This window comes from Chryseobacterium sp. FW101-FHT12H09 (assembly GCF_058790395.1).
The window spans coordinates 1-13,217 of the sequence record NZ_JBYTCP010000005.1 but is presented as its reverse complement, the minus strand read 5'-3'; the positions used below and the strand labels follow the sequence as shown (position 1 = coordinate 13,217).

7 protein-coding genes and 1 pseudogene are annotated in these 13,217 nt (G+C 35.8%); 3 read left to right on the top strand and 5 right to left on the bottom strand.

From position 1 onward, the window contains the following. Positions 1–9 precede the first annotated feature (9 nt). The 5 genes from kdpB to AC3WRL_RS18940 form a co-directional block, all read right to left on the bottom strand. Entirely contained in the window at positions 10–2,049 is a 2,040-nt protein-coding gene (gene kdpB / locus AC3WRL_RS18960; RefSeq protein ID WP_214829178.1) for a potassium-transporting ATPase subunit KdpB, read from the bottom strand. 173 nt (positions 2,050–2,222) lie between these two features. Further along, positions 2,223–3,917: a potassium-transporting ATPase subunit KdpA gene (gene kdpA / locus AC3WRL_RS18955; protein ID WP_492331027.1), complete on the bottom strand. Its 1,695-nt coding sequence runs from the start codon at positions 3,915–3,917 to the stop codon at positions 2,223–2,225. Positions 3,918–4,359: 442 nt separating this feature from the next. After that, positions 4,360–5,685 carry a sigma-54-dependent transcriptional regulator gene (locus tag AC3WRL_RS18950; protein WP_214829187.1) on the bottom strand — a complete coding sequence of 442 codons (1,326 nt, stop codon included), beginning with the start codon at positions 5,683–5,685 and terminating at the stop codon, positions 4,360–4,362. 184 nt (positions 5,686–5,869) lie between these two features. Beyond that, a complete protein-coding gene (locus tag AC3WRL_RS18945) occupies positions 5,870–6,361 on the bottom strand; it encodes a phage tail-like protein (RefSeq protein ID WP_492331026.1) in 492 nt (163 codons plus the stop codon). Between the two features lies 1 nt (position 6,362). Then, entirely contained in the window at positions 6,363–8,690 is a 2,328-nt protein-coding gene (locus tag AC3WRL_RS18940) for a DUF4347 domain-containing protein (RefSeq protein WP_492331025.1), read from the bottom strand. A 335-nt stretch (positions 8,691–9,025) separates the two neighbouring features. Here AC3WRL_RS18940 and AC3WRL_RS18935 point away from each other — a divergent pair, with 335 nt between their 5' ends. The 3 genes and pseudogenes from AC3WRL_RS18935 (at position 9,026) to AC3WRL_RS18925 (ending at position 12,901) form a co-directional block, all read left to right on the top strand. Next, positions 9,026–11,905: a M16 family metallopeptidase gene (locus AC3WRL_RS18935; RefSeq protein ID WP_492331024.1), complete on the top strand. Its 2,880-nt coding sequence runs from the start codon at positions 9,026–9,028 to the stop codon at positions 11,903–11,905. Between the two features lie 131 nt (positions 11,906–12,036). Continuing rightward, positions 12,037–12,588 (top strand): annotated as a pseudogene (locus AC3WRL_RS18930) (TonB-dependent receptor plug domain-containing protein); the annotation flags it as partial. Beyond that, a complete protein-coding gene (locus AC3WRL_RS18925) occupies positions 12,563–12,901 on the top strand; it encodes a hypothetical protein (protein WP_492331023.1) in 339 nt (112 codons plus the stop codon). The pseudogene AC3WRL_RS18930 and the gene AC3WRL_RS18925, both read left to right, overlap by 26 nt. Positions 12,902–13,217: the final 316 nt, after the last annotated feature.

The following is a 13,217-nucleotide window of genomic DNA, read 5'->3' as shown; positions in this document are numbered from 1 at the left end:
TTTAATTTTTTAAAAGAATAAACTGATGAATAGGTCGATAACTTTTATTCCGATAAATGGAGCGATGATCCCTCCAACACCATAGATCAAGAGATTTCTTCTTAACAAGGCACTTGCACCGATCGGTTTATAAGCAACCCCTTTCAAAGCCAGCGGAATCAAAATAGGAATAATGATCGCATTGAAAATAATTGCCGATAATATGGCTGATTCAGGGCTGTGAAGGTTCATAATGTTTAACTTCTGAAGAGCTGGAATGAAAGTGATAAATAGTGCCGGAATAATGGCAAAATACTTAGCAACGTCATTGGCAATACTAAAAGTGGTTAAGGTTCCACGTGTCATTAATAACTGTTTTCCTATTTCTACAATCTCAATTAGTTTTGTAGGGTCATTATCAAGGTCAACCATGTTTCCCGCTTCTTTTGCAGCCTGCGTTCCACTGTTCATTGCAACACCTACATCAGCCTGAGCAAGTGCGGGTGCATCATTTGTTCCATCTCCCATCATCGCAACTAACTTTCCGGATTGCTGTTCTTTTTTGATGTAGTTCATTTTATCTTCAGGTTTAGCTTCAGCTATGAAATCATCAACACCAGCTTTTTCTGCGATAAATTTGGCTGTTAAAGGATTATCTCCGGTCACCATCACCGTTTTAACACCCATTTTTCTCAAACGCTGAAAACGTTCCTGAATTCCGGTTTTAATAATATCCTGAAGCTCAATCACTCCCCAAACCACTTCATTTACAGAAACAACCAATGGAGTTCCTCCGTTTTCAGAAATTTTTGTGGTGGCATCCTGAGTTTCCTGAGGAAAGATGTTTCCCGCTTTTTCAGTCAGTTTTTTAATGGTGTCATAAGCTCCTTTTCTGATTCTTGTATCTTCGAAATCAATTCCTGAAGTTCTTGTTTCAGCGGTAAATTCGATATAAGTAGGGCTGGGAACCAATAAATCCTGAGGTTTTAATTCACTTAATTCAATAATTGATTTTCCTTCCGGAGTCTCATCAGCTACTGAACTTAGTGCAGAAGCTTTAATAAACTCTTCCAGTTTAATGTTGTTAGCTGGGTGAAATTGTGTTGCTTTACGGTTACCGATGGTAATCGTTCCTGTTTTATCAAGAAGTAAAACATCAATGTCTCCCGCTGTTTCTACTGCCTTACCACTTTTGGTAATAACATTTGCTCTTAAGGCTCTGTCCATCCCGGCAATTCCAATTGCAGAAAGCAGACCTCCGATCGTTGTGGGTATCAGACAAACGAAAAGTGATATAAATGCCGCAATGGTAATCGGTGTCTGCGCGTAGTCTGCAAAAGGTTTTAAAGTAAGGGTAACAATTATAAATGTAAGGGTAAACCCTGCTAAAAGTATAGTTAATGCGATTTCGTTAGGTGTTTTTTGTCGTGAAGCACCTTCAACAAGGGCAATCATTTTATCAAGAAAAGATTCTCCAGGTTTTGTGGTTACTTTCACTTTAATACGATCTGAAAGTACTTTTGTACCTCCGGTTACAGAACTTTTATCTCCGCCAGCTTCACGAATGACCGGTGCACTTTCTCCAGTAATTGCAGATTCATCTATGGTCGCTAGACCTTCGATGATCTCTCCATCCATAGGGATCTGATCACCCGCTTCACAAAAGAAAATATCACCAAGCTTCATTTCGGCAGACATTTTTAATGTCGTTTCCACCTGAAATCCCGGCTTATTATCAATGATCAGCTTAGCAGGAGTTTCTTCACGGGTTTTTCTAAGGGTGTCTGCCTGTGCTTTACCTCTTGCCTCAGCAATAGCTTCAGCAAAATTGGCGAATAAGACCGTGAAAAATAAAATAATGAATACTAAGAAATTATAGGAAAAACTTCCCTGTGTTTTGTCTCCCGTTAAGCTAAATAAGCTCACAATAAACATAATGATTGTTCCAATTTCAACCAGGAACATGACGGGATTTTTAAACATAATTTTCGGATTCAGTTTTACGAAAGACTGTTTGATAGCTTCGTTTACCAAATCTTTTTGAAACAATGTTTGTGATTGATTTTTCATTTTTTTGAAAGAGTTATATAATTTGAAACCAACGTGAACCATTAAGGTTGATAGAAGACCTAAGATTTGAAATGGATAATATTTTTCAAGTGAATGTTTTATGAACTATAAACTAGTTTTGAGTTCTTAGTATCCTGAATTCCTTAATGGTTTACAATTGATTTTAATTTCATTTATTTAGAAAAATATTGAAGTTGTTCTGCGATTGGCCCTAATGTAAGTGCCGGGAAGAAAGATAAGGCTGCAATAAGTAGGATTACGGCTAAAGTCATGAATCCAAATGTTGCAGTATCTGTTTTCAAAGTACCTGCACTTTCCGGAATGTATTTTTTCTCAGCCAGATACCCAGCAATAGCAATAGGACCTATAATTGGAATAAACCTTGAAAGTAAAAGCACAATTCCTGTAGAAATGTTCCACCATGGTGTATTATCTCCCAACCCTTCAAATCCTGATCCGTTATTGGCGGAAGAAGAAGTGAATTCGTACAACATCTCACTGAATCCATGGAATCCCGGATTATTCAATGTTTTGGCTCCAAATTCTGGTAGGTAAGCGGTTAGAGCTGTTCCGACAAGAATTAAGAAAGGGTGGAATAAGGCAACGATCATTGCAATTTTCATTTCTTTAGCCTCGATTTTTTTACCCATAAACTCTGGTGTCCTTCCTACCATCAGCCCACTCATGAATACAGCGAGAATAATGAATATGAAGTAATTCAGTATACCAACTCCACAACCTCCGTAGAAGCAGTTGATCATCATGGCAAGAAGCTGATTCATTCCTGATAAAGGCATGGTACTGTCGTGCATGGCATTTACAGAACCTGTAGAAATTACCGTCGTAGCAATACTCCAATAACCTGATGCAGCGCTTCCAAAACGAATTTCTTTACCTTCCATAGCTCCTAAATGACTATCAGTACCCATTTGTGTAATGAGTGGGTTGCCATTTGTTTCATTAATAACATTAGGAATAGTAAGGGCCAGAAAACCGATGGTCATTACCGTAAATATTGTCCAGGAAAGTTTTCTCTTTTTTAAATAAAATCCTAAAGCAAAAACCAATGCGAACGGAATGATCATCTGAGCGATCATCTCTGTCATATTCGTCATATAATTAGGGTTCTCAAGTGGATGTGCTGAGTTGGTGCCAAAAAAACCACCTCCGTTTGTTCCTAAATGTTTAATAGAAACAAAAGCAGCAGCCGGACCTCTTGAAACATCTACTTTTTGACCTTCTAAGGTTGTGATATGATCTTTACCTTCAAAAGTCATAGGAGTTCCATTAGCAGAAAGAATAAAAGCAACAATAATACTGATCGGAATTAATATTCTGACCATAGATTTTGTAAAAAAATCGAAGAAATTTCCTAATTCCGACGTTGATTTTTCCTTAAACGCTTTGAAAAGTACAGCCATAGCTGCCATTCCCGTTGCAGCAGTTACAAACTGAAGGAACATTAAGTATAATTGACTTAAATAACTTACTCCCGTTTCTCCGGAATAATGCTGTAAATTACAATTCACTAAAAAAGAAATTGCTGTATTGAAAGCAAGATCGGGTGACATATCTGGATTTCCATCGGGATTTAGTGGAAGCCAGGATTGGTTGAGCAGGATAAAAAATCCAATGACAAACCAAACAAGATTGATCGTCAGCATGGCAAACATATTCTGTTTCCAATTCATCTGACGGTTAGGATTAATCCCTGATATCTTATAAACAAAGTTTTCAAGAGGCTGAAAAACAGGATCTAAAAAAGTCTTTTTATGACCATAGACATTAGCAATATATTTACCTAAAAATATCCCTATTACCAATGTGATTGCGAACATCGCTACGATGCCTAAAATTTCTGTATTCATGGCTGATTAAAATTTTTCAGGTTTTATTAAAACATAGCAGATATACACAAAGGCTAGTATTGAAAGAAAAAATAAACTCCACATAGCTTTATATTTTATCAAAAAATTCAACGGATTTATACAAAAGCCAAAATAAAATGGCACTCAGTACTAATAAAATTACCAACATCATAGCGTTACAATTAAAGTTAAAAGGGTAAACAGTACATACGACACGATCAGGAAGCTCAACTTCGAATGATCTCGTTTTTTGAATGTTTTTTTTGAAATAGTCATTTTAAAATATTTTATTCTATATCTCTAATGCCAAAAAAGAATCCATTTTTTTGTTTTTTTTGTTAAGTTGCTTTGTAATAGAGTGTTGTGTGCTATTTGAGAACCTGCCAAAAACAGAAAAGCCTATCAAAATGATAGGCTCTTTATTAAAATGATAAGGTAGTATTTATCTTAATCCATACTCTTCCAACTTGCGGTATAAAGTGGCAATACCAATCTCGAGCAGTCTCGCGGCTTCAGCTTTGTTACCTTTGGTGTAATGCAGAACTTTCTGGATGTGTTCTTTTTCTAAAGACCTGATGCTTAAAGAATCTTTGTCGCCCGTTACTTTTTCTAAATAATGGGGAAGGCTTTCAGCATCCAGAGTATGGTCATTCATTAAAATTAAACTCCTTTCTATCGTATTTCTTAACTCACGGATGTTTCCTTTCCAGTCGTTTTTTTCTAATGTTTTATAATAATCTGCCGAAACCTCTACAGAAGTGAGGTGAAGTTTATGTGAAAAGATATCAACGAAGTTTTTCGCTAATACTTTTAAGTCTTCTTTTCTTTCACGAAGTGGAGGGAGGTTGATTTCAAAAACATTCAGTCTGAAATACAGATCTTCCCTGAAATTTCCCTGTTTGATTTCGTCTTCCAGATTTCTGTTTGTTGCAGCAATTAATCTGAAATCTGATTTCGAAACTTTTGTTTCACCCATTTTCATGAATTCGTGGGTTTCAAGTACACGAAGTAATTTAGCCTGAAGCTCAATAGGCATTTCTCCGATTTCATCTAAAAATAAAGTACCGCCGTTGGCTTCTTCTACCAATCCTTTTTTATCTTTAATTGCTCCTGTGAAAGATCCTTGTTTATGGCCAAAAAGTTCACTTTCAAGAATTTCTTTACTGAATGCAGAGCAGTTGATGGCGACAAAATTATTTTTCTTTCTATCACTTCCTTCATGAATGGCATTGGCAAAAACCTCTTTTCCGGTTCCCGTCTCTCCTGTCAACAGTACAGTAGCATCTGTTAAAGCAACTTTTTCAGCCAGTTTTTTAGCCTGAAGAATGGCAGAAGAGCTTCCTATAATCTGATCGAACCCCTTTTGTATATCACTTTTCTGAACAATTTTAGATTTATTATCTTTTACTTTATCCAAAGCTTTATACACCAGAGGGATAATTTTATCGTTATCATCTCCTTTTACCAGATAGTCATAAGCTCCGTTCTTCATGGCCTGAACAGCATCAGTAATATTCCCGAAAGCGGTCATCAAAATGATCTCCTGATGTGGATATTTTGTTTTGATGGATCTTACAAGTTCAACTCCAAATGCATCGGGAAGTCTGACATCACTTAAAACAACATCAAACTCATATTGTTCAAGCATCGTCATAGCAGAACGTGCGGTAGAAGCTTCTTTTACATTAAAATCTTCCTGAGAAAGGATCATTCCCAAAAGTTTGAGAAGTTTGAGCTCATCATCGATGATAAGAATATTTCCGGACATGGTATATATTTTAGGTAAAACCTTATGCAAACTTAAACAAAGTTCAAGATACAAACCGAATATTCCTGATATTTTAGATAAGATTAGATAAAACCAAATAGAAAATAACAAAAAAACTATTCCTAAATAAAAACCTTTACCAGATTCGATAAAGGTTTATATTTTTCTTATTTTTTAATGAGTTTTATTTCCAGAAAAACCATTCATTACCATTATAAACACAAATAAGTTTGGCAGTAGGGTCATAGCAGATCATTCCCGCAACTGGAGATTTTACATTCGTTACAGGATCTGTTATTTTAGGAAGAATAAGTGCTTTATCAGCTGATTCTAAAACCAAAACTCCATTTGCAGTTGAAGAGGCAGCTCCAATAATAACCCCACGATCGGTAATATCATTTCCAGTAATAAGGGTAGGGCTGCTTCCCGTTTTGTCAGAAAGATCTACCCATGCACCATTAAAATATTTTACTCTGGATGTGGTTAAATCGAAAACCAATGTTCCGGGCTCCGTAGAAGTCATGGTTTCACTATCCAATACCTGAGGTAAGATGATCCCATTAGTAGTTCCCGTAGTAAAATCTAAAATACCACTTCCATCTACTTGTTCTTTTCCTATAGCAACTTGTGCGTTTAACGCAACAGGTATAAATATTAATAATATTAGCTTTTTCATATTAATTACAGGTTTGTTGTATGCAGTTCCAAGATGTTCCATTATAAAGCTTAATACAGCTGTCATCTGTATCATAAACAATCATTCCTTCCACCGGTTGTGTGATCGATGTTTCAGGATTACTGATCCTTGTAATAACAAAACCTTTGCTATTACCTTCCAGAGCTACAAATCCATTGTTAACGTCATGAGGCCAGTTACTCGAACTTCTTGCATTTCTAATCGATATGCCGAACTTAGTTCCAGAGTTGGGAGTACCGGTTGTGCCGGGCTTAGAACAAGGACATGTGTCACTTTTAACGAAGTTAGAACTAATAGTACATCCTCCGGGCGTAGTTACTATAATACTGTATTCGGCAGGGGAAATATCTGTAATAGGCAATGTGTAAGTATTGTTTGTTGCTCCCGGAATAAGGACTCCATCTTTATACCACTGGTAGGTACCCAAACCTGTAGGAACAGATAAAATAGATTGTCCTATACAAGCCTGGGGATAAGGAGTGCTTAGTGAGATGGTTACAATCGGAGTGGTTCCAAAACCAGAAAAATAACCTCCGAAACCAGCATTTGTATCAGCTCCCAGCAGATCCGCCTGAATAGTTCCTGTGGATGTTACTTTTACATTTTTTACATCATTTACTGCATCTCCTATCGGATATCTATAACTTACCCAGGTGCTGTTTCCATCTACTGTTCCTGCACTTTGAGAAGGCACAACAGCATTTCCGTTAATGGTAACAGTAGGTGTATTTCCTGCCGTCGTAAGAATTGATAATATGGTATTTGCATAACCGGTATTGCCAATTTTATGGGCATCGGGAATCAGATCAATTTCATTCTGACCAAAACACGATAATGGGGCGACCAGAACAATATTATTGGTAGCACCTCCAGCACTCCCATATATTTTGTGAAATACATAGGATGGCTTACTGGCTTTCAGATATAAATTCCCATTTGCATTAAAGTTTCCAGCTGCATTGATAACGGCATAATCCCCGGCGTTTGCTAATGTTAATAAAGGGGTAGGAGATCCATTTAAAGTAATAGTAGTGTTGTCCGCAGTTGCTACAACAATTAACCTTTCATTATTTCCACCTGCTCCCTGCATAACAATGTATTCAACACCTATTTGATTAACGGGAATAAGCTGATCCAGACCAAAATCTCTCGCTGTGCCAGAAGCTCCTAACATCATAAGTCCTCCTACAACGACACTTACGTTTTTATTTGATATAATTTTTGATCCTAGCCATCCTGTATCTTGTATTGTTATTCCACCTGTTTTTACTGGTGCGTAAAGTATAAATGTTTCCCCCTTCTGTAAGGTTCTATGGAATGAAGTGCCGATAAGTGGTGTGGGATTAGTACCGTTTAGGAACTCCACACCAGGTTTAATATCTGATATGTCTATGTTTGTATTGTCTTCAGTGGCCATTACAGAGAGGATGTTACCTACATCTTCGGTAGCTGTGGGATTTTGCGTTGGAGAGCCTCCCCATCTGAATTCTTTTCCTAAAGCTGATTCTCCCTTGGTAAGAACTGTTCCTGCATGATTGGTCTGCCGCCCCCGATAGTTAACATAAAAATTACCGGTGGATGCAAATACAAGTCCTGCAGTATCACCGGAAATAATTGTTCCTGCGCTTGTAGAAGGTAATGTGATAGGAGATTGTCCTGGTGTAATTACGGTATTGGATGGATTGATAAAACTGATTCTTTTAGGCTGGGTATTGCTTATCGTAATCAACCCGTCAGTGATAATTGCAGAGGTATTACTGTTGATATCTAAAACAGACATTCTCGGATTACCATTTCCTGAAGCGTAATTGACAGAAATTGTAATATTTGACAGGGATGGTGTAGAAAGATAAATGAACTCCTGAGTAATATCAAGTGGATAATTGGTAAATACAATAGGATTAAGATAATGAAGATTATCTAATTGTAAACTTCCCTTATATGCTGATAATTTTAGTGTTTGGAGGCTTTTACCATATTCAAGAGTCCAATTGCCATTCAAACCTGTAAGATCCGTAGAGGCTGAGACCTTTATATTTAATTTTTTCTCAAGATAATGAACAGCTTCTTTTCCTTTTTTACCTTTTGCGAATTCACAGCCGTAAATAAGAAGTTCTTTTTGCTCTTTTATTTTGTCTTTTAAAAAATATAATATCTTCTCTTTTTCTAACCATTGTCCATTAATAAAAAGTTCACCTGGCCTTCCATGAGAGAAAATGTGAAAAGCCTTTTTCTCTTCCTTGATTTTTACGGTTGGAAAGTTTGATAGTGAAGCGTCTATAAAAACAGATGGAGACGTTTTGCACATATGTAATATAAATATGAACAAAAAAATGCTGAATAAAATTTTTCTCATAATATTTTGGATGCTTAGGTGTTGGTTATATAAAAATAATAAAATATAATTATTGATAATGTAATTTTAAGTTAATATTTGCAATTAGTTTTCACTGTATTGTGATTATTTTTAACGATAATCCGGCTATGAGAGGCTTTCCGTTAAGTTTTGTGGTAAATACGAAAAATTAATGTTAATTCATTTGGAATAATAAATCGTCACCATAGATTTAAAAATTAATAAAATTGGAAAGTCTTCTTTTTCTATTCCTTACATTTGTAAGGCATTCTATTTAAAGAATGAAAATGAATTTACATATGACGGACAAAAGATATAAGGAGACGATTCATACAGATAAAAACAACTACGAATATATAAGCATCACTCACGATGAAAACGGGGTAAGAGTGTATACTCTTAAGAACGGATTAAAGGTTTTTCTTGCTCAAAATTTTGATGCGCCAAGAATTCAGACCTATATCCCTGTAAGAACCGGGAGTAATAATGATCCTTCTGATAATACAGGCTTAGCACATTACCTTGAGCATATGATGTTTAAAGGAACTTCCAAAATCGGAACTCAGGATTGGACTCAGGAGAAAGCTTTGCTTGATCAGATTTCAGAACTTTACGAACAGCATAAAGCAGAACCGGACGCCGAAAAAAAGAAGGATATTTATAAAAAAATTGATGCGGTATCTCAGGAAGCCAGTCAATATGCTATTGCCAATGAATACGATAAAGTAATTTCTTCATTGGGAGCTAGCGGAACCAATGCCCATACTTGGTTTGATGAAACGGTTTATAAGAATAATATTCCGAATAACGAGTTGGAAAAATGGCTGAAAGTTGAGAAAGAGAGATTCTCGGAAGTTGTTTTACGCCTTTTCCATACAGAATTGGAATCTGTATATGAAGAATTTAACAGAGCTCAGGATAATGATTCAAGGCTTGTGAATTATGAACTGATGGATGCACTTTTTCCAACGCATGCTAATGGTCAGCAAACTACTTTAGGAAAGCCGGAACATTTAAAGAACCCTTCTATGAAGGCAATTCATAAATATTTTGATGAATATTATGTTCCTAATAATTATGCTATGGTCATGGTTGGGGATTTGGTTTTTGAAGATGCTATTCAGCTTATTGATCAATATTTTGGAGCTATTCCATACAAGGAATTACCAAAGAAAACGTCTGTTATTGAGAAACCACTTACAGCAATTGTAAAAAGAACGGTAAAAAGCCCTACGACTCCAAGAGTCCAATTGGCCTGGAGAACGGATAGTTATGGAACTAAGGAAGCAATGTTGGCTGATATTACAGCTAACATTATGAGTAATAGAGGAGAGGCCGGATTGTTGGATCTCCATATTAATCAAACTCAAAGAATGCTGTGGGCACAAGCCTTTTCTGTAGGTTTAAAACAATATGGCTATTTTTCAATTGTAGCGGTTCCTAAGGAGACGCAGACTTTGGATGAAGCAAAGGATATGGTTTTAGAGCAAATCGAACTGGTAAAAAAAGGAGAATTTCCGGATTGGATGCTTCCGGCTATTATTAATGATTTCAAGCTTCAGAGAATGAAAGCGCTGGAGACAGCAGATGGCTTGGCAACAAATCTTTATGATACCTATATTAAAGGAAGAACCTGGGCGGAGGAACTTAATGAAATGGATGTATATGCTGCATTTACTAAACAAGATGTTGTAGATTTTGCGAAAGATTTCTTTGTTGATAATTATGTAATTATCAACAAAGAAAAAGGAGTTAATGACAAACTGATTAGGGTTGAAAATCCTGGAATTACGCCAATTAAAATTAATAGAGAAGCACAGTCAGAGTTTTTAAAACAGATTTTAGCGGAAAAAACTGAAGATATTCAACCGGAGTTTATTGATTATGATAAAGAGATCCTAACAGATACTGTTAAAGATAAAAAGCTGAGTTTCGTTAAGAATAAATATAATGATATTGCGCAAGCGTATTTTATTTTTCCTTTTGGAAGTGATAATGAACGTGATTTAGGAATCTCAACACAATTACTTCAGTATTTAGGAACCGATAAGTATTCACCTGAAGACTTGAAGAAAGAATTCTTTAAAATAGGAGTGAGTAATGATTTCAAAACGACCAATGATCAGCTTTTAATTTCATTAAGTGGTTTGGAAGAAAACATTCAACAGGGAATTGAACTCCTCCAGCATTGGATGCAGAATATAAAACCTGATCAGGAAGTCTATCATCAGTTTGTAGAAACGGTTTTAGAAAATCGTGAAGCCGTGAAAAAGGATAAAAACCGAATCATGACAGCTTTAACGAATTATACAAAATTGGGAGAATTCTCACGTTTTACAGATGTTATCTCTAAAGAAGAGTTGGAAAGCAGTGCCGTAGAGAAATTTACTGATCGGATGAAAAACTTATTCAAATTTCCTTATCAGTTATTTTTCTACGGGAAAAACTATGAAAACTTCAAAAATTATATTGATCACTATGTTGAGGTATCAAGTCTTGCAATTCCTGAACCTAAAGAATACCCTGAGCCAGAAACCAAGGGAAATGTTTACTTCACAAATTACGATATGGTGCAGATGGAAATGAGTAAAATCGGCAAAGGAAAGAATGTCAATATTTTGAATTTTGGGAAGATCAATGTTTTCAATGAATATTTCGGAAGAGGTTTGTCGTCTATTGTTTTTCAGGAGATCCGCGAAAGTAAAAGTTTAGCCTATTCAGCATATGTTTCCTATTCAGCTAATTCAGAATTGGGACATCCGGATTATGTTTCAACCTATATTGGAACGCAACCGGATAAATTACAAATTGCCGTAGATACCATGTCTGAACTGATGAACGATCTTCCAGAGGTATCCATTCAATTTGAGAATGCTAAAAATACTGCCATGAAGCAGATTGCTTCAACAAGAGTAACAAGAACAAATATTTTCTTTAATACATTAAGGTTAAAAAAAATAGGAGTTGCTCACGATTTCAGAAAAGATATTTATGAACAGATCCAAAGCCTGGACTTTGCAGTTGTAAAAAAATTCTATCAAACAGAGATAAAACCATTGCATTTTAATACAGCTATTATCGGGAAGAAAGAAAACCTGAATATGGAAGCCGTTAATGAAATGGGAACATTTAAAGAAATAGGTCTGAAAGACATTTTTGGACACTAAATATATAAACCCCGACTTAGTTCGGGGTTTATTTTTATTCTATTCTTATTCTATTCAGAAACCTTAATCTACTTGCATTGGTTTAAAAACGTGTAAAGAAAGAAAATTCTCCAAAAACGGATACACTTGCCATATCTAAAGATATAGATGAGGTAGTGGTTGTAGGCTTTGGAAAGCAAAAAAAATTAATCTTACCGGAGCGGTAGATATGATTTCAGCCAAGAAACTTGAAAACAGACATATTATCAATATTGGAGGGGGACTTCAAGGACTTATTCCTAACCTTAATATTACTATTGATAATGGAAGGGCTACTTCAGCAGCGAACTTTAATATAAGAGGTTTTACCAGTATGAACGGAGGCAGGCCTTTGATATTAGTAGATAATGTACCTTATAGTGGTGAAGAGCTCCCAAGATTGAATCCTGCAGATATAGAAAACGTATCAGTTCTTAAAGATGCATCTTCAGCTGCAATATATGGAGCAAGAGCAGCATTTGGAGTCGTATTAATCACGACTAAAAGTGCAAAAGGAGGACAGTTAGCAAAGGGAGGACAGTTAAATGTATCTGTGAATACCAATACTGCCTAGTAGAACGGTTGGGAAATTACCGGAGCTGGTAACTGATCCATTAACTGTTATGGAATATAAACACGATGCAGCAACTCCATTATATAATTTATAATATTCCTCAGGGGGAATATGTATTGATCATGTCGCATTATCCTATACTTACTGTTGCCGGAACCTGGGAAGGAGGACAGCATAAAGACCACATAGTCCTTAAAGATCTTTTTTATAAACATAGAGATAAAGTAAAAGGATGCCTTAGTGGGCATCAGCACCTGCTAGACAGAGCCTGGTATAATGATGTATACTATTTCTGTAATGGCGCGATGTCTGGATTTTGGTGGGGTGAAGGTGATAAACATTCCGCGAAACCCTTCTATTATCAGGAAACACCTCCTTGGTTATGCCATATTAAAATTCTATGATGATGGCTCATTTGAGAATGAGTACATAGTTCATCATTATTAATACATATAATATAGTATATGAAAACTGACTTTTTTAGGTCAGTTTTTTATATTTGGATAGCTTAAGATGTGCCAGTCGTCTTATTTTTTGTACGTTTTGAGATCTTGATTAAAATTTTTAATGCCGAAAGTCAGTTAGTTATATATTTTGCATTAAAAAAGTTTGTGAAAAGCTTGGTAGATATATCAAAAGTTTCTACTTTTGCCCCACTGAAAACGAGAGATAGTAGGTAGCGCAGACGATAAGTAAATAGGACTGAAGGTTAGAAAAATA

Coding starts and splice junctions, on each gene's coding strand:
- kdpB (WP_214829178.1), bottom strand. CDS start 2,049: ATGAAAAATCAATCACAAACATTGTTTCAAAAAGATTTGGTAAACGAA.
- kdpA (WP_492331027.1), bottom strand. CDS start 3,917: ATGAATACAGAAATTTTAGGCATCGTAGCGATGTTCGCAATCACATTG.
- AC3WRL_RS18950 (WP_214829187.1), bottom strand. CDS start 5,685: ATGTCCGGAAATATTCTTATCATCGATGATGAGCTCAAACTTCTCAAA.
- AC3WRL_RS18945 (WP_492331026.1), bottom strand. CDS start 6,361: ATGAAAAAGCTAATATTATTAATATTTATACCTGTTGCGTTAAACGCA.
- AC3WRL_RS18940 (WP_492331025.1), bottom strand. CDS start 8,690: ATGTGCAAAACGTCTCCATCTGTTTTTATAGACGCTTCACTATCAAAC.
- AC3WRL_RS18935 (WP_492331024.1), top strand. CDS start 9,026: ATGAATTTACATATGACGGACAAAAGATATAAGGAGACGATTCATACA.
- AC3WRL_RS18925 (WP_492331023.1), top strand. CDS start 12,563: ATGCAGCAACTCCATTATATAATTTATAATATTCCTCAGGGGGAATAT.